The sequence below is a fragment of the Moorena producens PAL-8-15-08-1 genome, from assembly GCF_001767235.1.
Lineage (GTDB): Bacteria > Cyanobacteriota > Cyanobacteriia > Cyanobacteriales > Coleofasciculaceae > Moorena > Moorena producens_A.
Window position 1 is genome coordinate 7,481,915 of the sequence record NZ_CP017599.1, and the last position, 22,170, is coordinate 7,504,084.

General features: G+C 43.5%; 14 protein-coding genes. 6 read left to right on the forward strand and 8 right to left on the reverse strand.

Annotation, left to right across the window (positions count from 1 at the left end; all coding sequences use genetic code 11):
- Positions 1-406 precede the first annotated feature (406 nt).
- Positions 407-547: a hypothetical protein gene (locus tag BJP34_RS44650; protein WP_158517507.1), complete on the forward strand. Its 141-nt coding sequence runs from the start codon at positions 407-409 to the stop codon at positions 545-547.
- A 50-nt stretch (positions 548-597) separates the two neighbouring features.
- On the opposite strand, the gene BJP34_RS27465 is transcribed toward BJP34_RS44650, so the two are convergent.
- From BJP34_RS27465 to BJP34_RS44655, 3 genes are all read right to left on the reverse strand, one after another.
- Positions 598-8,010, reverse strand: a complete 7,413-nt coding sequence (locus BJP34_RS27465) for a non-ribosomal peptide synthetase (RefSeq protein ID WP_070395085.1) — start codon at positions 8,008-8,010, stop codon at positions 598-600.
- A 2-nt stretch (positions 8,011-8,012) separates the two neighbouring features.
- On the reverse strand, positions 8,013-8,207 hold the full coding sequence (locus tag BJP34_RS27470) for a hypothetical protein (RefSeq protein WP_070395086.1): 195 nt from the start codon (positions 8,205-8,207) through the stop codon (positions 8,013-8,015).
- A gap of 875 nt (positions 8,208-9,082) precedes the next feature.
- Positions 9,083-9,220, reverse strand: coding sequence for a hypothetical protein (locus BJP34_RS44655; RefSeq protein ID WP_158517509.1), 138 nt, complete (start codon positions 9,218-9,220; stop codon positions 9,083-9,085).
- A 997-nt stretch (positions 9,221-10,217) separates the two neighbouring features.
- Here BJP34_RS44655 and BJP34_RS27485 point away from each other — a divergent pair.
- Entirely contained in the window at positions 10,218-11,417 is a 1,200-nt protein-coding gene (locus BJP34_RS27485) for a tetratricopeptide repeat protein (RefSeq protein WP_229424053.1), read from the forward strand.
- Positions 11,418-11,452: 35 nt separating this feature from the next.
- Here the strand turns inward: BJP34_RS27485 and BJP34_RS27490 are convergent, their stop codons facing one another.
- The 5 genes from BJP34_RS27490 to BJP34_RS27510 all read right to left on the reverse strand — a co-directional run bounded on the left by BJP34_RS27490 (position 11,453) and on the right by BJP34_RS27510 (position 18,472).
- The gene (locus BJP34_RS27490; RefSeq protein WP_070395090.1) at positions 11,453-12,043 is read right to left on the reverse strand and encodes a CHAT domain-containing protein; all 591 of its coding nucleotides are present in this window, start codon (positions 12,041-12,043) and stop codon (positions 11,453-11,455) included.
- A 66-nt stretch (positions 12,044-12,109) separates the two neighbouring features.
- Entirely contained in the window at positions 12,110-13,534 is a 1,425-nt protein-coding gene (locus BJP34_RS27495; protein ID WP_070395091.1) for an RNA-guided endonuclease InsQ/TnpB family protein, read from the reverse strand.
- Between the two features lie 309 nt (positions 13,535-13,843).
- Positions 13,844-15,118, reverse strand: a complete 1,275-nt coding sequence (locus BJP34_RS27500) for a filamentous hemagglutinin N-terminal domain-containing protein (RefSeq protein ID WP_070395092.1) — start codon at positions 15,116-15,118, stop codon at positions 13,844-13,846.
- A 232-nt stretch (positions 15,119-15,350) separates the two neighbouring features.
- Positions 15,351-15,791 (reverse strand): FHA domain-containing protein, encoded by a 441-nt coding sequence (locus tag BJP34_RS27505; protein ID WP_083305374.1) that lies wholly within the window; start codon positions 15,789-15,791, stop codon positions 15,351-15,353.
- A gap of 281 nt (positions 15,792-16,072) precedes the next feature.
- On the reverse strand, positions 16,073-18,472 hold the full coding sequence (locus BJP34_RS27510) for a heavy metal translocating P-type ATPase (RefSeq protein WP_070395094.1): 2,400 nt from the start codon (positions 18,470-18,472) through the stop codon (positions 16,073-16,075).
- Positions 18,473-18,986: 514 nt separating this feature from the next.
- On the opposite strand from BJP34_RS27510, the gene BJP34_RS27515 reads away from it, so the two are divergent.
- The 4 genes from BJP34_RS27515 (at position 18,987) to panD (ending at position 22,123) form a co-directional block, all read left to right on the forward strand.
- Positions 18,987-20,381: a methyltransferase domain-containing protein gene (locus BJP34_RS27515; protein WP_070395095.1), complete on the forward strand. Its 1,395-nt coding sequence runs from the start codon at positions 18,987-18,989 to the stop codon at positions 20,379-20,381.
- 24 nt (positions 20,382-20,405) lie between these two features.
- Positions 20,406-21,011 carry an ureidoglycolate lyase gene (locus tag BJP34_RS27520; protein ID WP_070395096.1) on the forward strand — a complete coding sequence of 202 codons (606 nt, stop codon included), beginning with the start codon at positions 20,406-20,408 and terminating at the stop codon, positions 21,009-21,011.
- A 170-nt stretch (positions 21,012-21,181) separates the two neighbouring features.
- Positions 21,182-21,343 carry a hypothetical protein gene (locus tag BJP34_RS44660; RefSeq protein WP_158517510.1) on the forward strand — a complete coding sequence of 54 codons (162 nt, stop codon included), beginning with the start codon at positions 21,182-21,184 and terminating at the stop codon, positions 21,341-21,343.
- A 294-nt stretch (positions 21,344-21,637) separates the two neighbouring features.
- A complete protein-coding gene (gene panD / locus BJP34_RS27525) occupies positions 21,638-22,123 on the forward strand; it encodes an aspartate 1-decarboxylase (protein ID WP_070395097.1) in 486 nt (161 codons plus the stop codon).
- Positions 22,124-22,170: the final 47 nt, after the last annotated feature.

Consider the following 22,170-nt stretch of genomic DNA (forward strand, 5'->3'; position numbering starts at 1 on the left):
CTGGGAGATCTGTTTAATTTTGAAACAAAACTTTACAATAATTAGCCCATTTTTACGATATTTATAGGGCTCTTCCAGAGTTACTATGCCGTCGTGTTAGTTAAAACAACGAAGGATTGGTCAGACTGGGAGGATCATCTTAATAAACTGGAACAACTCCATACCTCAGGTAACTTTACAGGAGTTAAATACAAAGTAGTTTTTCGATTAGTTAATGCCGCCGATTAGGGTATTCATAAACGCCGGTAACGGGTGTTCATTGTTGGCATCAGAGAAGAGTTAACTTTCCCTAAGTCTTTCCAAAAAAAAATCTCGATAACTTGTCGATTAGATTAAATTAAAAGCAAAAAAAAAATAGCCGTAGAAATACTATCGACGGCTATTTCAGTGCTGCAAACCCTATGTCATGTCTATCAGTTTCCGAATCAATATTGGTGGGAAAACCAATCGTGCTTTGGTCACCTTTGAACGGGAATTGATTGAGATTTTAGAGCAGGTGGGTGAATCTTCCCAGACCGTAGAACCTTTACTGGCTAAATCTGCTTAGTATTTAGGGATGCAGCTTCCGAACAGGGGAGCCAGTGCGGCCAAGACGTGCTAGTTGTTCAATAGATAGTTGTTCAATTCTGCAGTTATACCATCAACTTGAGGGGCTTTCATAATGGTGTAATGGTCTCCAGTAATAGTGTGAGTTTGGATGTCACCATTAACTAGAGAACCCCAGCCGTGGGTTGGGTCTTCAATTACTGCTGGGGAAGTTTGACTAGCATTTATAAGGAGAAGTGAACCTGGATAAGCTTTTGGTTTATAATGATAATTTGCCGTAATATTTGCTTTCAAAACTTTCCATAAAGAACGCATTTGCTCTATTTCTAGGTCTGATGGCAATATCCCTTGCTGTTTGCCTTGCTCAAATAGATGCAAAACTTGTTCGTCTGGTTCAATTTGTCTAAGTGTTTCATGGGATATATCTAACTCTTGACCATAGAGACCTCCCAAATCTTGAGCCAATTGATTTACTATCATGGCTTGATCTATTTCTGAAGGTTTCCGAATTAAAGTGGGTGCATAACTATCTATTAAAGTTAGAAGAGCCACTGGAGTATTTTTAGCCTGTAATTGTTGTGCCATCTCATAGGCAATTACACCTCCCATAGACCAGCCAATGAGATGATAGGGACCCTGGGGTTGAATTTGCTGTATTGCCTCAATATAATCGGATGCCATCTCCTCAACAGACGTTAAGGGTTGCTGTTGTCCATCTAAACCGAGAGATTGTAAACCATATACTGGATAATCTTGAGCTAAATGACGAGCTAACTCTGCATAACACAGGACATTGCCACCAACAGGATGAATACAGAATAAGGGAGGTTGATTTCCACTGGTTTTAATGCCCACTAAGATGGGGTTTTGTGTATTTACTGAAGAACCCAGAAGGCTCGCTAGTTGTTCAATGGTGGGACTTTTGAAAAGGGTTGCTAAAGGTAAATTGATTTGGAATTGTTGTTGAATTTTTGACATCAGACTGACAGCATTAAGGGAATGACCGCCCAGTTCAAAGAAGTTATCTTGTACTCCAACAGAGGTGAGATTCAAAACCTCTGACCAGATTTGAGTCAGTTCAAGTTCTATGGTTGTACGTGGTGCTACGTATTCATTTTCTCGGGTGAAAAACCCATCAGGTGCGGGTAGTGATTTGCGGTCTACTTTGCCATTTGGTGTTAATGGTAGGCTGTCTAAAGTGACAAAAGCACTGGGCACCATGTATGAGGGTAGCTTGGAAAAGAGGAATTCACGTAGTTGGAAGCTGGTGAGTGATTGATCTGATGTAACTACATAGGCAATTAGGCGTTTGTTTCCAGCAATATCTTCAGTGGCAATCACTACAGTCTGCAGTACAGCTTGATGTTGGCTAAGTACAGTTTCAATTTCCCCTGGTTCGATGCGTACACCTCGAATTTTTACTTGATGATCAAAACGACCAAGAATCTCAAGAGAACCATCTAGATCATAGCGTCCGCGATCGCCTGTGTAGTAAAACAAATCCTGGGGATCATTCCTAAAGGGGTTTTTGACAAATCGAGACAGGTTTTCTTGAGAAGCGTTGATGTAACCCAAACTGCAAAATGGCGTCCGGATCACAATTTCGCCCTCTTCACCTATGCCGCACAGTTGATTATTTTCTCCTAAAACCAGTGCTTGAGTTTCAGGAAGTGGCCATCCAGCTGACTCTATCCCTGAGCTGGGTTGATTAGGTACTTGATAACAACACTTGACTAAGGTTGTCTCCGTTGCACCGTAGAGATTGACAATTTCCCCTGCTTGTGGAAATACCTCCCGCCACTGCCGTACCAGTGTTCCCTTGAGGGGTTCTCCGGCAAAGAATAACCAGCGTAAACTACTTAGAGAAACTCCCGGCGGCACATTAGTTAACCAAGATTGTGCCAGTGTTGGAACTGTGTGCAACACAGAAATCTGCTCAGTCTCTAACCAAGACAGAATTAGAGTCGGTTCTAGGATATCTTCCTCTTGGGGTAGGCATAGGATTGCACCACTGGTTAAAGGTAAAAAGATATCTCTGAGGACTGCATCAAAGGAAAGTCCTGTCAATTGAGCAATACGGTCTTGCTGTCCAATTTCAAACCTCTGCCGCTGCCAAGTCAGGAAATGGGATATTCCTTGATGAGAGCCCAGCACTCCTTTTGGCACACCAGTACTGCCAGAAGTAAAGAAAATATAAGCTGCATGATCAGAAACTATTTCAGGCAGATGTGTAATTTGAGAAATATCCTTTTGAGAATTTATGACCTCTGCTGTTTCTGGCTCTACGGAAATATTAACTAGGGAGTTCCATATACTCTCTTCATCTGGGGGCTGAGTACCAACATATATTATGTATTTGGCTTTGGCTTGGTGCAACATTAGGAGTTGCCGAGGATTGGGTAGCTTGGGATCAACACTCAGAAGTACTCCTCCACTGAGGAAGACGCCAATTATGCTGGCAATCAACCCAAAACTCCTCACCCCAGATACGGCTACTACCTCTCCCCGCTTGATTCCATGAGCCAACAAAACTTTTCCTAAGGTTTGAGCAGTTTGGGACAATTCCCCATAGTTCCAAGTCCTAAAACCTTGACAGATTGCTGGTTGTGCTGGAGTGCGCTTTGCCCAAGAGGTAAACATTGTTGTCACTAATTCGTACTCTGGCTGAGGCAACACAGCTTTAGGGTCTGGAAGTAAATGTTTTGATTCAGGGGTAACCAGGGAATAAGAACTAATTGGGTAATTTGGATAAGCAACAATCTGAGTAATCAAATGATGGAATTGATTGAGCCAAAGTCGGATCCGTTCTTGCAAAAACAGTTCAGCATTGTAGACTAATTTTAATTGTATTTTTTTGTTTTTTTCGGCGGCATATAATGTGAAATAAAATTTAGAATTACCCGTTTCGTTTATGTCCACTTTTTCAATTTTTATTCCTGGTAATTCCAGTTGTGTTTCTTCAAAATTGAGCATGTTAAAGAATACCTGAAACAGGGGGTTATAACTCAATGAACGCTCTGGCTGTAGTTGTTTAACTAGTTGCTCGAAAGGCACATCTTGATGAGCATAAGCATCTAAGCTTACTGAACGCACTCGTCTCAACAATTCCCGAAAACTGGGATTACCTGAGAGGTCAGTGCGTATCACCAACGTATTGACAAAAAAACCAATCAAAGGCTCAATCTCACGGCGATTGCGATTGGCTATGGGTGTACCAATTAAAATATCTTCTTGACCGCTGTAACGATGTAGTAAAGTCCCAAACGCCGCTAACAGAGTCATAAATAAGGTAGTACCACTATCTCGAGACAAGGTTTGCAACTTCTGGGTTAATTCAGTATTTAAACTAAAACTTTCAGTCCGACCCTGATAAGTTGCCACAGTTGGGCGAGGGTAGTCAGTAGCTAACTGTAATAATTCTGGAGCACCCTCTAATTCCTGTTTCCAGTAATTAAGTTGGTTTTCTAGGATTTCTCCACTTAACCATTGTCTTTGCCAAAGGGCAAAGTCGGCATATTGAATCGCTAATTCGGGCAAGGGGGATGCTTCTGATGCCGCAAATGCTTGATATAAACGTGATAGTTCTTCGATTAATATTCCCATCGACCAACCATCCGATACTATGTGGTGCATGGTCAGCACTAACACATACTCACTGGTGTCTAGTTGCCATAATTTACACCGGATTAAGGGTGCTACCTCTAGGTCAAAGGGGGTTGTTGCTTCCTGTTGTACTTCTTGCTGTAATATAGTTTCCTGTTCTTGTTTTGGGTGTTTTTGTAGGTCTACTACATCGATATTGATGGTGGTGTCGGGGTGAATTACCTGTATTGGTGTGCCATTAATAGTGGAGAAACTTGTCCGTAGTACTTCGTGACGATTGATTATTTCTGATAAGGTTTGTTCTAGGGCGTTAATGATCAAGTTGCCAGTGATTTTCAGGGCTGCTGGCATGTTGTAAGTGGCACTACTTCCTTCTAGTTGGTTGAGGAACCACAGTCTTTCTTGAGCCCAGGATAGGGGTAATTGTTCACTATCGGTTCTTGGTTGAATCAAAGGAAGACGTAATTGGTTGTCTGTGGTAAGTAATTGGGTTAATTTGGGCTCTATAAGAGCGATTGTAGGGGTTTTAAATACTTCTCTTAGAGGGATTTCTATGTTGAAGGTCACTCGCAGTTGGGAAATTAATTGGGTCGCGAGTAGGGAATGTCCTCCTAATTCAAAGAAGTTGTCATGTATTCCGACATCTTGCACTCCTAGAACCAGAGCGAAGATGTTGGCGATTATTTCTTCGGTTGGGGTGCGTGGCGCTACATATTCCTCAACTCGGCTGATTTCTCCTTCTGGTGCGGGTAGCGCATTTCGGTCTACTTTGCCATTAGGTGTTAAGGGCAGGGTTTCTAGGGTTATGAAGGCACTGGGCACCATGTAGTCTGGTAGTTTCTGTTTGAGGAATTCTCGTAGTTGATTGGTGGTTAGTGATTCGGACTGACTGACATAATAGGCGACTAGACGTTTGTTCCCAGGACTATCTTCTCTGACAATTACTGTGGTTTGTTGGATGTGGGGATGAGTGGACAGGACTGCTTCGATTTCCCCTAGTTCGATGCGGAAACCCCTGATTTTAACTTGGTTATCGATGCGACCGATAAATTCGATGTTACCCTCTGGTAGGTATCTCGCCAGGTCTGATGTTTTGTAGAGTCGTTCTGTGTTGGAACTACAGAAGGGGTTTTGGATAAATTTTTGTTTGGTTAGTTCCCGGCGGTTGAGGTATCCTCTGGCTAGTCCATCACCTCCTAGGTATAATTCTCCAGGTACTCCTATCGGTACTGGTTGGAGGTGTTTGTCTAGGATATAGATTTGGGTGTTGGCGATGGGGCGACCGATGGGTGGAAGTGATGACCAATTACTGGGAAAACCATTTAATGTAAAAGCACTGACCACATGAGTTTCTGTTGGTCCATACTGATTTTCTAGACGGCAATTAGACAGTTTTTCAAAAAATTTAGCTAGGGTGGGAGTAATTTGTAACTGTTCTCCTGCCGTAATCAATTCACACAGTGTAGAGGGCAAACATTCAGGACTAGTCAAAGCACTAGTCGCTAAGTGTTCTAGAGCTACAAACGGAAGAAAGAGTCTTTCCACACCTTGTTGTTTGAGCAATTGCAATAAGGCGGTTCCATCTCTTCGTACATCTTCTGGTATTAATACTAATGTTCCACCTGAACACCAAGTCGATAAGATTTCTTGGAAGGAGACATCAAAGCTTATCGGTGTAAATTGCCCAGTTTTTGTGCTGTATTTGGCAGAGGAGTTTTTCAACTGCCACAGGATAAGATTAACCAGAGGACTATGGTTCATGGCAACCCCCTTAGGTTGACCAGTAGAACCAGAAGTATAAATCACATAAGCCAAATTATCAGAAGATACCCCAACTTCAAGATTCTCCCCACTATATTGCTCTATGGCACCCCAATCACTATCCAAACAAACCACCTGTGCTTGATTTTTTGGCAAAGATTCTACTAGAGACTGTTGAGTCAACAACACCTCAACACCGGAATCCGCCAACATATAACTCAGTCGTTCTGGGGGATAATTAGGATCCAGGGGTACATAGGCACCACCCGCCTTCAGTATCCCCAACAGTCCTACCACCATCTGTACAGAACGTTCCACACAAATCCCCACCAATACCTCTGGTCCTACTCCTAAGTTTTGTAGGTGATGTGCTAGTTGGTTAGCCCTTTGATTTAATTGATGGTAGGTCAACTGCTCTTGGTTAAACACCACAGCTATAGCATCGGGTGTTTTCTCGACCTGCTCTTCAACTAACTGATGAATACATTTCTCTTTGGGATAGTCACTGGCAGTATCATTCCACTCAACTAACAGTTGATGACGTTCCCCTTCACTCAATAAGGGGAATTCACCCACTCTAAGTTGGGGATTGTCCACAATGGCTGATAACAAGTTCTGGAAATGAGTTGCCATCCGTTTAATAGTAGACCGATCAAATAAGTCTGTGTTGTACTCCCATATACCCACCAATCCTATCTCTGTTTCCGTCATTGACAGGGTTAAATCAAACTTAGCAATAGTACTGTGTTGATTTAATTGACTCAAACTCAGACCTGGTAAGTCTAATGTCCCCATTGGTGTATTCTGGAGCACAAACATCACTTGGAACAGGGGGGCATGACTCAATGACCGTTGGGGTTGCAATGCTTCGACTACCTGTTCAAACGGTACATCCTGATGTTCATAAGCGATTAGTGTGGTTTCCCTGACTTGTCTGAGCAACTTCTCAAAACTGGGATTATCTTCAAAACGGGTTCTCAACACCAAAGTATTGACAAAGAAGCCAATCAGTGAATCGATTTCACGACGGTTGCGATTGGCTATGGGTGAACCAATTAAAATATCAAATTGTCCACTGTAACGATACAGTAAGGTGGCAAAAGCTGCCTGTAGGGTCATAAATAAGGTACTACCTGCGTTCACAGACAACTGTTGCAACTTCTCGGTTAATTCAGTGCTTAAACTAAAACTTTCACTACTCCCCCGGTAACTCATTACATGGGGACGAGGACGGTCTGTTGGCAGTTGTAATAATTCTGGAGCACCCAATAATGCTTCTTTCCAGTAATTGAGTTGGGTTTCTAGTATTTCTCCACTTAACCATTGTCTTTGCCAAAGGGCAAAGTCAGCATATTGAATCAGTAATTCCGCTAAGGGGGATGGAGCTCCTACACAAAAGGCTTGATATAAACTTGATAGTTCTTCGATTAATATTCCCATCGACCAACCATCAGAGACTATGTGGTGCATGGTCAGCACTAACACATACTCACTGGTGTCTAGTTGCCATAATTTACACCGGATTAATGGTGCTACCTCTAGGTCAAACGGGGTTGTTGCTTCAAATTGTACTTGTTGTTGTAAGACAGTTTCCCGTTCTGGTTCTGGGTATTGTTGTAGGTCTACTACATTGATATTGATGGTGCTGTCGGGGTGAATTACCTGTGTTGGTGTGCCATTGAGAGTGGGGAAACTTGTCCGTAATACTTCGTGACGAAAAACTATTTCTGATAAGGCTTGTTCTAGGACTAACACATTTAGGTTACCGGTGATTTGTAAAGCACCGTGCTCAATATAAGGAGCTTTTGACCCTTCAATTTTATCAATAAACCACAGTCGTTCTTGACTAAAAGATAGGGGTAATTTTTGGTCTCTAGGAATAGCTTTAATTGGTGGGTAATTAGTATTATAACCTTGACCAGTTTGTTGCAAAAAAACTATAATTTCTGCTTGACGTTCAGCTATTTGTTGGCGTAGCGCAGGGGTTAGAGTTCCTTTATTAACACGACAAAGGAGTTTTTCACCGTTGGTTGAGATATTAATGCCCTGGTTGTGAAGCCAAGATATAAATTCAACTATATTTACCTGGTTGTTATTCATAATTAAATCTCTATTATTTCTTCATCTATTGCCAGATTATCTGGAAATTGTAATACTCTATGAGCTACCTCTAGATACTCAGCTACATTCTTAAAGCCCATAAAAGCGCTAATGAACTCTAATCCAGAAGGGTATAACAGTAAAACTCCTTCTCCTTGCCATTGCTGGAGATGAGATGAATTACAACGCTTACTCACGGCTCCTAAATTGGCTTAGTTTGTGCTCGTTCCAGGGGCTGATTAGGTCAGGTTATCCTACCTTAATAAACGCAATAAGTGAGTGATTGTGCGTTAAAAATAAGAGCACATAATTAGATTATATAGTCATACCACATTATCGGGTAAGTTAATCGACCAATTTAGCTTTTAGTGATCAAGGTAGGGCTGGCAAATCCCTAGTATTCGTTATGCGTTCGCCATTACCCCCAAGTCGTGATAGAACCAGTTTTAGTCTACTATGAGACGAATGGCAGAAGTGTAAATTTTTGTTTCAAGACTTTACACTTCTGCCTATTTTTACAATATTTATAGGTCTCTTCTGGAGTGACTATTTCGTCGTATTAGTTAAAACAAAAAAGGATTGGTAAGACTGGGAGTCTCATCTGATGAGACTAGAAAAACTCCATTCGTAAGGTAACTATGACGGGGTTAACTACAAGGTAGTTTTTCGATTAGTTGATGCCGCCGATTGTGGCATTACTCAACCCCGGTAACGGGTGTTCATTGTTGGCATCAAAGAAAAGTTAACTTTCCCTGACTCTTTCAAAAAAAAACATTTTCTCGATAGCTTGCCGATTGGATTAAATTAAAAGTCGAAAAAAAATAGCCGTAGAAATACTATCCACGGCTATTTCAGTGCTACAAACCCTATGTCATGTCTATCAGTTTCCGAATCAATCCGGATGTAATCCTACCGGATCAGATCGGGGGGGGTTTCCCCCCCAGAAATTTAGCGATGCAGCGCGGTCTTGGGGAGCCAGTGCGGTCTTGGGGGTTTCCCCCGGAGACGAAACCTGATTACGTTGAGCCTTTATGGTTGGTAGGCTATGCAGAAAAGGGGTAAAACTTATTGATTAGCGTGATTTGCGCGGTCTTGGGGAGGCAGCGCGGTCTTGGGGAGGCAGCGCGGTCTTGGGGAGGCAGCGCGGTCTTGGGGAGGCAGCGCGGTCTTGGGGGTCTCCCCCATGAGCGACTGCCGTGGTCTCCCCCATGAGCGACTGCCGTGGTCTCCCCCATGAGCGACTGCCGTGGTTCCCCCGGAGACGAAACCTTAGATAGTGGAGCCTTTATAGTTAGCAGGTTATGCAGAAAAGGGTTCAATATTTGTTAATAAGGCTCCACTATCTTACGGTAACTTCAAACCATGAGCGACTGCCGTGGTTTCCCCCATGAGCGACTGCATCAAGACAAGGCTCAACTGTCTTACGGTAACTTCTAACCATGAGCAACTGGCGTGGTTTCCCCCATGAGCGACTGCATCAAGACAAGGTATTAACCCCAAGTTGAATACTTGGTTGCAAAACTAATTACTTGCCCTGGAATTCCGGTCGGCTGTAAAGGGCTCCAATCGGAAACCTTACTATACCCCAGTGCACAAAGGCCGTAAATAGTATTGGTGACTGCTTCAGGAGAGCCCTTAATGGACTTAATACGTTGTTTCTTTGGGTTATTGTTTTGATTCGGAATAAAGTCTGTAGACATGAGTAAAAAACTAAATGACGTTTGCCATTATTATTGTAATGATTATATTTTTATTTTTCAATGGTTTTGATTATTTTTTGAGGTACTTTGAGGATGGATATAAAAAAAAACTTCTTAAGAAATTAGCTATTTTTGCCGTGTTTTAAAAGGTTATTTATGGATTTTTTTTCATAATATGTATGTAACTAATTATTCATTGTAATATCTGCCTTTTAGCTACCAAATCTGTTTATTATCTTATTTTAATTCTTGGAGAGTGACACCAGAGAAATAGACTTGTTATGTCAGTCCTAAATCTTGGTGGCAGGAACAAACTTCCTCCCGGAACCGGTCAAACTAGTGCAGGGGGGCAGAAATAATACCAATTCTTGAAAGTAGGACTACAGATGCAGATGGCCAGATGTCAATTTGAACCTAAAATCGCTAGTCTAACTGGTAGTAACCTTCTTTAGTTTCCTTATGGCTACCTTGCGCTTACATCTTCTCGGACCCAAACTAAGCAAGTGGATGATCATAGCATTATCCGCTGCTATACTCCCCTTATGTTTTGCTAGTGTGACCTTGTCCCAATCAAGTGATAATGATAATCCGAATCCATTGGAACTGACTGCTCCTGATCCCCTCCTGCCTTCCTTATCCCCAGACGAACCTCTCAACCCTTCCGAACGTTCTAGACTCAGCCAAGCGTTGGATGAACTGAATGCTGAAGCTCAAGCTGAATTCAAAGCTGGTAATCAATCCAAAGCCTTTGACATCTGGTATCGGGAAATCCGACTGCGGCGAGTGCTAGGGGATCCAGTAGCAGAAGTGCAAACCTTGGGCAGAGTAGGAGGAGTTGCCTGGAATGAAAACAATAAGCAGTCAGTGCAACTAATTACGGCACGGTTGGAAGAGATTCAGCAGGAAAATGAAGCAGAAGACTCGATCAATCTGCCATTGTTAAAAGCTTTGGGTAAGGCTTATGAACAGATCCGAGTGCCAGGACAAGCGTTGACAGTCTATGAGCAAATTCTCGCTGATGCTCGCAACCAGGACGATATGGCAACGGTTGAGGCTACCTTGAAGACCATGGGTGAATTGCACATGGCTTGGTTTGATTATCCCAAAGCAGCAGAAACCTATGAGGAATTACTGGCTCAAGCATTAAATCAAGCTCAGAATCAACGCGAACGCATAAATGAAGAAGTGGCTTATTTACAACAGCTAGCTTATATCTACGACCAAGACCAACAACCAGACCAGGCATTGCCCAAAAAGCAGCAATTACTGGACATTTACCTCAGTCAAGGCAATGATAACCTGATTCCAGCCCTGAAAATTGCGATCGCATCTGACTACAACGCCCTCAATCAACCAGAAAAAGCTAGTCAAACCTATCAAGAAGCCTATTCCTTAGCCTGGTCTCTACAGCAGTTTGCCCATGCTAGCGAAGCACTACAACCTCTAGCAGAACTTTACCTGACCTCTAAGCAGCCACAGTTTGCCTTGCAAGTTTATGAGGTTTTGCTCCAAGTTGAGCAAAAGTCCTATAATTACTATGGCTTGATGAATACTTACGACAAAATTGGTCAAGTTTATCTGGATATGAACAACTATCCTCAAGCCTTAGCAGCATTTCAAAAGGGGCTAAGTTTAGCTGAGTCATTGCAGCATCGAGAAGCTTATTTTGTCAATAAAATTCAGTTAGTAAATCGGCAAAATTTGTAGTAGGATTATTGTACTTATAGGGTTTGGGATGCACTCTACAACCAATTACCTACTAATACAAAAGGAGCCCAAAATACCGGCTCATTAAAGTTAGGGTCTACCATCAAATCTAGCTGGGCTTTCCGAAGTGCCTCTGCTTTTGTTATCCCTGGTTGTTGCAAGTAATCGTAGAACTTAGTCATGAATATCGCTGTAGAGTCATCACGCACTGACCATAAACTGCCAATAGTAGATCGCGCTCCGGATCTGACCGCAAACCCAGCTAACCCTAACACAGCTCTGTCATCTCCTATTGCTGTTTGACAAGCACTTAGAACGAGTAAATCAATCCCTCCTTCTCCCACAAATGCTCGGCTGCGTAGCACTTGATCCAATTCCTTGACATTGATGCGACCCTCCCAAGTTAGTAGAAAGGTATCGTTAGCATTGGAGCTAAACTGACCATGGGTCGCCAGGTGTACTACATTCCTTTTACTATTCATTTCCCTGGCAAAGTTGCTGCGGGTGAATTCCTGATTCACTAGTACCGACCCTGACACGTTTCTGGTAATTTGCTCAATTTCATCTTTCACACTCGGTAAAGGCCGAAAGCCTTGACGAGCTTCGCTTAAGCCCGCAGTAACCATACTCCATTGCTGTTGACGTAAGGGTTGTGGCTCTAGCAGTTGTAAACCGTTGACATCTCCCCCGGTTTAAACACGGGAGATTCTACAAGAAGCGAAGTGGCACGGTTTCAAGCTGCCACTATCGGCTTTCGCCGACGCTACGCGAACGCTTCTTGTTCGATATGATTTTTTAAGAGAGTTAAAAATGTCATACCGATGTGGAACTGTCAAAGATTCCCTAACCAACTTGACCAGGTCGAATGGCTGTGTGGTTACTTTCTTGATGATGTTAGCAGCGCCGTTACAATCGGCGTTAATTATCTTCCCTCTAGATGTCCTATACAGACCGCGTTTAACTCGCTTTCCTGATGGTTTCCACCCTTCGGGTTTTCCACCGTGCTTCGGTAATGAATCACCATCCAAGAAAGACGCCTTGCTCGTATAAGACTCTTCGGTAATTGTCAGCTTGATTCCATATTCAGAGCAGAGTTGCTTTAACCTTTCTATTAACCTTTTTGTGGGAATTGCAACAAATTTTTGATTATTGATTTTCCCCATATTAGATCTACTTTTCTGACCTTCGTTCCAACCTACTACTATATTTCCGATACCATCAACAAGACAGCGATTGATAATAAATCTAGCTGCTTTATTGATGGCGTCCCTCATCTGGTTATTGCGCTTTCTCTGAATCCTATCTAGGTTTGAATCCCAGTGAAAGTCTGGCTTGCCTTCTTTGTGTTTGGCAACCAACCGACAATACCCCTGATTCATCGACTTTAGCTTCTTCCCATCAATAATGAAGCTTTTTCCAAGAGTCGAAACGCAGGTTAGCCAGTTATCGCCTCCATGATCTATCCCCAAGGCTTGAGAGTAATCAAGGTTTGGGTTTTCCTTGACCGGTTCTTTTCCGTCCTCAATCACCCAGTCAATCCAAAGTTGCCCATAATAAGGGCGAATTGTTACCTCTTTTACCCAGTCCGGATCTATAAAATCAGGTGGGTCTAAAGTGATTTTCGTGAGTAATTCTGGTTTACTCTCTTTACTGACCGACGGATAAAACAATCCATCTTTGTAGGTTAAAGCTTGTTTTGGAAAAGTAACAGCAGCTAGTCCACCTTTTTTCCTGTACCGAGGGAACCTTGGTCTGTCAACATTGCCTTTATAATACAATCCAACCAGTTGGTTGTAGCTAGCGATCGCTTCCCCAACAGTTTTCAAGGTCTGTTGAGCCGACTGAGCTGCCATCCCCTTATAGTGGGGACTCATTTTTAATGCTTTATCTAATTCAGGATATTTAGTTGTACATTTATAAGCTTTCCAGCCACACCGAAGTTCATCACCGCGCCAAAAAGTGGTATAAGCTTCCTGCTTATTAAGCCAGTCATAGTGCTTCTGTTTTGCATAATAGATGGCACAGTTGAATAGACTGTTAGCCTGTTCACACTGAAAAACCCAGAAGGCTTTTTCTTCGTTTGAAAAATTAGCTTTTACTGGGATTGTTTTATACACTTGGTACTAATTTATTGTTTTTTTAGCATATCTTTAGTATAGACATTAGTTCTAGTTATGTCAATAACAAACGAGCGAAAAACTATAAAGAGGATGAGGGGGGTACCCGTACATCATGACGAATTAAAAAAGCCTCATACCGTTTTGCTTACTGGGGCTGCGTGCAAGTGTCTTCAATTATCAGCTAAAGAGTCGAATACCAGTATTGGGAAATTCTTATAAAACTGGATAAGAGAGGAAATGGACACGACTGGATTTATCCAGTCTCTCTGTTTCATCCCCAGTCTAAAGACACGGGGTTCTCACATTTCAGGATATTTCGATAGACTGCGCCCTCACCGTAACATTGGCACCATCACCAGAGCCAACAGTTCCAGAACCAATCTGTCCTCCATCTAATACCTGTAAGCGTTCCACATCTAAAAGCACATTGCCTGCATTTCCTGCACGAATCGAGCTCGCTGAGATAAAAGCAAATCCAGCAACTTTGAGATCCTTAGTCTCGATAATTAAATCATTACCTTTGGCTGTACCAAAAACCCTTGTCGCTAAGTTACTATTAGTTGAGCGAACTGTAAACTGATCTTCCTGAAGTGCTTCCTCTGGAGTTGCACTTATCTCTATTGATTCTGTGGCTCGGATGCGCAGAATTCCCCCTGGGGTTTTTCCCAAGGTATTGGCGTTAATAACAGAACCGCTTTTGACATTAAGGTTTCTGGCTTGAATCTCAATATTGCCGCCACTGTCGCCATTGGTAATCACAAAAGCCTGTTGAGTCAGGTTAATATCCCCAAACTCGGCTATTCCTTCATAACCCATTGTCCATCCTTGTGCCAGGGGGGTCACAGACACTACACTGTTGGGTCCAACACTACCCAGTTCAATGCGTCCTGCGGATGCGGTCAATCCACCACCAGGAAAGTCTAGATTTCCCCCTAGCAAGGCAATGGTTTGCCCTGGCTCTACCTCAATCCCCACGGTGGCATCCGAATCTGGATTCACCGCTTGGGATTGGACCACTATCGACTCAGCTGTTGAACCAAATTGCACACCCATCGGTATATTAATTGTCAACAATGGCGCTTCATCGTTTGGTTGACTAGCCTTAAATTCAATGCCATCGTTAAAGACAATTTTATCAGCTGTGGTCGCAAAAAACGAACCACCAATACTTAAGGAGGCATTTTTACCAAAACTAATCCCACTGGGATTAATCAAAAACAAATTAGCGGTGCCATTAGCACGAATCAATCCATCAATGTTGGAAATACTGCCCCCTGTAACCCGGCTGAAAATATTAGCAATATCCGTGGCATTGTTAAAAAATGCTTCTCCTCCGGTAGGGATAGAAAATTCCGAGAAACTATGAAACAGATTACTTCCAGCGCGTTGGCCATTTTCAATCAGGAAATTGACGCTATCGTTGGTAGTAACTGTAGTAGAAACAGAGCCATCGCTACTGATTTGGGCTTTGACCGGAGCAGGGATGGCAAAGCTGAATAGCAGAATAGTGCCAAGTATTGAACATGGCGTTATTGCTTGCTTCATCTGTTGGTTATTAGTAGCTTGGTGTGCCCAAAGCACTTGACATTGTTAGTATTCCCACCACCAAGTACTAAGTAACAGGTAGGTATAGCACTACGCATTCAGATGTTTGACATTGTCTTGATGCAGTCGCTCATGGGGGAAACCCCCGCGTGAAGGCGCTGCATCGCTCCTAAACTCCGAAACGTAAGTCTAAGCTTACTTCTGACTTCTGACTTCTGACTTCTGAAAAAGCTATAATTTTAAGGCTAACTTGGCGGTCAGTTCATCTCTAATTATCCCATTCTTCAGGATCATCTATCATGCCTGGATTAATTAGGGTAATATCATACTCATCCATTTGATCTACTGGATCAGTTGGGGTATTCTCTCGCTTGAGTAGATAATATTTAGCACTTACCTTAGGGGCAAAAATTACCTCATCTTCATCTTCGAGATCATGGGCTTGAAGCTTACGACCATTGATTAAAATGCCATTGGCACTAGTCTTACCTTTGAGATTACCATCGAAAATTCGGTAGTAGGGACTGCCATCAGACCGTTTACGCCTCACTAAGGTCGCATGTCGGCGAGACACAAACTTTGAAAACAGGCGGATATCAGACTCTGGATCTCTACCGATAGAATATACCTCTTCTTCCAAAGGAATCTGCTTGCTTCCTTTGTCATCCTCAATAATAAGTAAATGGTTGTGGTCAGATTGTGTAGCCATGAATCGCTCGTGATCAAAAGGGTAATTGGTTGAGAACAATACTCTTATTTACTTACATTGGCACAGGTCTCAACCAGCTTGCGACTGACTTAAGGACTGATTTACTTAGAAAACTCTCCTGAGTGCTGAACATTACCTGATTATCCCTTGAATCAATAAAAGTAAACTACCAGAGGCCAAGCTTACCCTAAGGTGGTTCTTTCCAACTACCAAAAAAAGTATAGCCAAGTGAAACCTTGCTGCTGTGGATGGTTTACTATAGGTATTCAAGCGGACTTGCACTAATTCCGTAAACGGGTTAGCAAAAGTGAGTTTGTGACAACACTAACTGAGCTGAAAGCCATTAAGGCACCAGCAGCAGCAGGAGAAAGTACCATCCCAAATCCTGGTAGTAGCCCACCAGCGGCAATGGGAATACCCAATACATTGTAACCGAATGCCCAAAACAGATTCTGGCGGATTTTGTTGAAGGTGGCTCGTGATAGGTCTATGGACTTGACCACATCGAGCAAGTTATTTCTGATCAGAATAATTCCTGCTGTTTCCGCTGCCACATCGGTTCCCCCATGCAAGGCAATCCCAACATCAGCTTGTGCTAGAGCTGGACTGTCATTGATGCCATCTCCCACCATAGCGACACAGTGTCCCTGGTCTTGAAGGTTTGCGATCGCATTAGCTTTGCCATCAGGAAGCACCCCAGCAATAACATCCTCTGGCTCTAGTGACAAGGTTTTGGCCACAGCAGCCGCTACTTCCGGTCTGTCACCAGTTAGCATCATCACCCGCAATCCCAGGTCTTTGAGGTGTTCTACTGTTTCTTTAGCCTCGACTCTCGGAAGATCATTCACACCAATTAATCCAGCTAGTAGCCCATCAACGGCTACATAAACTACTGTTTTACCCCCATCTGCCAAAGCCTTGACTTCAGCTTGAGCAGTATCACTAATCGTAACATCCTGCTTACTCAACCAGTCTGCACTGCCAAGCACTACCCGTTGGTTTTCTACTAAAGCTGATAGTCCCAATCCTGGTTCTGTGTAAAAATCTTGAGCCCCTAACATCGGTAACTGTTGCTGTTGAGCTTCAGTAACAATTGCACTACCTAAGGGATGGGATGTGCCACTTTCTGCTGCTGCTGCCAGTTGCAGCAATTCACTAGCAGAAGATAGAGCAATGGTTTTCGTACCAATAGCGCTCTGTTGGTGATTCTCTGTGTCAGGTTGAATCAGCAGGCAATCGGTAACTGTGGGTTCACCCTGAGTTAGGGTACCGGTTTTGTCAAAAACCACAGTATCGAGCCGATGCACCTGTTCTAAAATGTCACCACCTTTGATTAATAAGCCCCGCTTTGCCCCCAGGCTGGTACCCACTAGAATGGCGGTAGGTGTGGCTAGACCCAAGGCACAGGGACAAGCAATCACCAAAACTGCGATCGCTAATTTCAAACTCAACAGTAACTCAGAAGCCGCCATGGTTGACCAGACCTCCGGCCAGATTCTAGTTCCAGCCACGTACCAAAATAGGAAGGTTAAAAATGCGATCGCCATCACCCCATAGGTAAAATACCCTGCTACCAAATCCGCTAACTGCTGTACTGGCGCTTTCCGAGTTTGCGCTTCCTCCACTAGTGCTACGATTTGTGCCAAAGTAGTTTCTCTACCAGTACGGGTTGCCTTTACCACCAGCACTCCCGATTTATTCAACGTACCACCAGTAACCATGTCCCCTGGTTGCTTCAATACTGGTATAGATTCCCCAGTCAGCATTGACTGATCAATCGATGAGACTCCCGTAATCACTTCCCCATCGACAGGAACTTTTTCCCCAGGTAATATCCTTAACCATTCTCCCACCCGGACTTGCTCCACAGGAATTTCGATACCCGCTTGATCACCTTCTTTACTGTCTAATGTTCCAATCAACCGGGCTACCTGAGGCTGTAGGGATAGCAAAGACTCAAAGTCAGCAGTAGCTTGATATCTTGCTCCTTGCTCTAAGGTCCGACCTAAAAGAATAAAACCCAGCAACATCACTGGCTCATCAAAGAAACATTCCCATCCCAGGTTAGGGAATAGTAATGCCACACAGCTAGTGGTGTAAGCCGTCACCGCCCCCAGTCCGATCAAGGTATTCATATTGGGAGCACCGTGCCACAAACCACGCCCACCCTCAACTATAATTGAGCGTCCAGGTAATAGTAGCGCTATAGTTACCAGTCCCCAATGGAACCACAAAGTACTCAATACTGGCAGCATTGGTCCATGGAACCAATGACCGATATGTCCCACTGTAGAGAAGAAAATCAGGACAGCAGCAATTGCTAGTTGTTGGCGGTATGCTCTAGCTTCTTGCTGATGTCTCTGGGCTGGTGTTAACCTATCCTGGCTCTTAGTTCCCTGTTCAGTTTCAGGTAAACGGGGTTGACTAGGAAACCCTTTTGATGTAAGCAGCTCAGCTAGGACAGTTGGTTGCACCTCACCAGCTTGATACTCTACCACAGCTACCCCAGTTACCAGATTCACACAGGCTTTCGATACCCCAGGGTTACTGCTCAGTTGCCGTTCCACTACACCAACACAACCAGCACATTTCATGCCAGTTACATCTAATGTCATCGTTTCTACAGGCAAAGCTGGTTGAGTTAAGGTAGTCTTGGCGGAAGTTGGGATAGATTTTGGCATAGATTTGGTGAACAGCTTCAGGAATATTGGCAATGCCTAGAGGAATAAGAGCAAGACATGCCTCTAATTTCCAGCTTAGGCTAAGAGCTGCTCAACTAGGCTACAGTTTTTGATTAATGGTTATCATTATTTGGGTGTTTATGTAAATGACGACAGCAGGAGACTTGGAAAAAAAAAGCTTCCCCAGCTTAGATAATTCAGATAGCACTAACTTAAGGGTTTCGACAAGTTTTGGAGGTGTTAATAGTTGATAAAAAAAGCCCTAAATAGATTAACTGTGCCAGCAGCTTAGTCTTGAAATTGCGATTGACCTTGGCCTTTTGGCCTTTAGGCCACGCTACGCGAACGGCCTAAAGGCCAAAAGGCCAGGGAATTATGAAGGAAACTATCAAGTAAATATGAAGTAAATATGAAGTATTTCAAGAAACGAGCACTTATGATTTTACTCTCATGAAGGGAACTTCGCTGAAAATGTAGTAAGTCTCACTTGTAAGTCTCAACTTAGACGAACAACATGACACAAAAATATACAGAAGCGGACACAGAAGCGTTTTACGACCACGAAGACAGCATGTATCGTAGCTTCTGGGATTCTGAAGGCAGTTTACACTGGGGTTATTTTGACAACTTAGCGGACGCTCGTGCTCAAGACTTTCTCCAAGCTTGCCACCGTTGGAATGAATCTATGCTCGCCTGCAGTGGGCTGACTACTGAATCTCGGGTACTGGATATCGGTTGCGGCAACGGCAACACCGCTATCTGGCTAGCCCAGCAGACAGGATGTGAAGTTGTCGGCATTGACATCAGTGCAGTCCGGGTTGGCAATGCCAACGCTTTAGCTCAGGAGTATCCCTCCCTACGCCTCTCTTTTCAGAAAGCATCAGTAACTAGCCTACCTTTCTCAGACAATACCTTTACCCATGTCTGGAGCCAAGCCACCATTTACCATGTCCACCAGCGAGAGCTAGCTCTGAAGGAGATTTACCGTGTTCTTCAGGAACAAGGCATCTTCCTATTCGATGATCTGATTACGCCAGTGTCCGAGATCAGCGCAGAAGGCCAAAAGCACGTTTATCAACGACTACTGTTTGAACCAACATTTAGCTATGAGTCCTACGCAAAAACACTCAGTGAAATTGGCTTGATGGTGTTGGATGCTAAAGACTTGAGCGAACACCTCAATAAGAGCTACCAACTGTTGTCAGAGCTAGCTCTGAGCAAGTATCCGAAACTTAGCGCTTCCTATGATAAGATGTGCGAGGCGATTACAGCTCGGGAACTGGGATGGAGTTTCTATCGCTGTCAAAAGGTAAGCGATCGCGTGTCGTGGATCTACGGAACTAATGATGAAAAAACGTTACAAGATAAGTACAATGCTTGGGCGACCATTTACGATGCTGACTTAGACGAGACCTATCGCTGCTCTCCCGTTCTATCCGCTAGGGCTCTGGCAAACGTACTGCCAAATAAAGCAGCAAGCATTCTTGATGTTGGAGCAGGTACAGGAATGGTAGGTGAGGCTCTGGCAGACCTAGGATACACCAACATTACAGCAGTTGACTTCTCCGAGGAAATGCTGGAGGTAGCTAGGAAGAAGCAAGTTTACACGGCCTTGCACCAAGGGAACGTGGCAGAACCTCTAACCTTCTCTACTCCTGAGGCATTCGACGGGATTGTGGTGTTGGGGGTATTCACCTTTGGTCACGCCCATCCTAAAGGGTTGCGAAACCTATTCGAACTATTGAAGTCTGGAGGATATTTTGTCCTCACCCTGCGAGTTGACTACTACGAAAGCAACGATTCATTACAAGAGATTCTCGAAGAGCTGTCATGGAGTATACTCGATCGAGTAGAGTTTAACATCTTTGAAACAGAACCAATGGTTGCTCTAGTGCTGAAAAAGCACTAATTGCTGATAGTTTAAGGGAAAATCATGGCTACACCATGCAAATACTATGACGTTCCATTAAAAAAGCTAAACTCAAAAAATGCTGAAGGATTAGGAACTGTATTCACGGATTTTGAAGATGTTGAAATAGAGTTGTGTAAATGGCCAAACCCAGGAAAACGACCTCTTATTGCTAGGGGGGGTTATGGTACATTTATTGAAGACGAATTCAAAGTATATTGGCGTGGTTCTACGGTGCTTTCCGCTGACCATAAAAATGCTCGCGGTGGTGCAGCAGGAAAGGCTGTAGTTGATCCTGAAACTAACTGTAACTATGTGCTAGTGAATTGGCTTAGCGCCCATCTAGATGCAGGAGAGGCTTTTATTCCTAAAAATGGTGAACCTAGTATCTTTCTATTAGCGCCTCCTGGGGACAATGTCAAACCAGAAGATTTTGTAGCCCTTTACTCCGATGGTAGTTACGGCATATCAATTCATCCTGGAGTATGGCACACAGCTCCCTTACCACTGTCTGGAGAAGTAGTCTATAAAAATAAACAAGGCAGTATCTATGCTACAGTGGATTGTCTATTGTTGAAGGAGCAAGATACTTGTCTAAAGATTCCCCTTCGTAAACCTGAAGAAGACTGACAATATAGATAGCCAACACAGCACGGAATGGATAGAAACAGATGATTTTCTATAATTTTAAGTGCAAGTATTTTACCATGCCACGGCGATTGAAGCTAGAGTGCCAATTAAGTAACTGTTAAACTGGCTATTTTAGCAATGGATAGGGCGGGAGGGAGAAAGGTAAATTGATGTATTTTCCGGAAAGTGATGTATCAAAAAGCGATGCAGAGGTGCGACCCGTGGCGAATTTAATTCGCCTACGGAAAGCGCGCCTAAGCGGTCTTGGGGGTTTCCCCCATGAGCGACTGCATCAAGACAAATGTGTTAACTTCGATTCGATGACTAGATAGCTGCTAAAAAGCGCCTATTTAGTCATAATTGTGAACGAAAAAAGAATCCTATTTCGAGACTTATAAGTCACTGATTAACCGAAATTGAGGTGCGACCCGTGGCGAATTTAATTACGGGTCAAGCGCACCTCAATTGAAAACCGAAATTACTTAGGTTTTAGGTTTTTGGTGATTAAGGGAGTAACGGTATAGCAATCTCAAACAGAGATTGTAAGATTCCAATGGCTAAGTTCAAAAATAGGCTCGTTCAAGTCAATTGAATTTTAATTCATTCAACTCAATGGAGGATAAATCATGGCGACCATCAAACTAATGCACGCCAAGCTACATCGAGTGCGTGTGACTGAGGCAAACCGCCACTATGTGGGCAGTGTCACGATTGACTCCGACTTGCTGGCACAGGTAGGGATCCTACCCCTCGAAGAAGTAGAAATTGTCAACATTGACAATGGCAATCGCTGGTCAACCTATGTTTTGCCAGGAGAAGCAGGTTCAGGAAAAATTTGTCCCAATGGAGGGGGAGCGCTACTGTGCAAAGAGGGAGATACCTTGATTATTTGGGCAAACGAGCAATGCGATCGCGCTGAAATTTTGAGTAGCGGACACCAAGCGCGGGTACTGATTGCTGATGAAAACAACTGCTGTCAGGAAGTGTTTTACCAGACTCTCACCCCTACACTCACCGCTAATGGAGAGACACTGGAATACAACGGCTATCAAACCACTAACGGCAAACAATTGACCTCTCAGTCAAAGGTAATGGTGGGGGCTGAAGCCTAGTTCTCAAATAAATGGAAACCAAGTAAGACAAAGGATAAAGGTGAAAG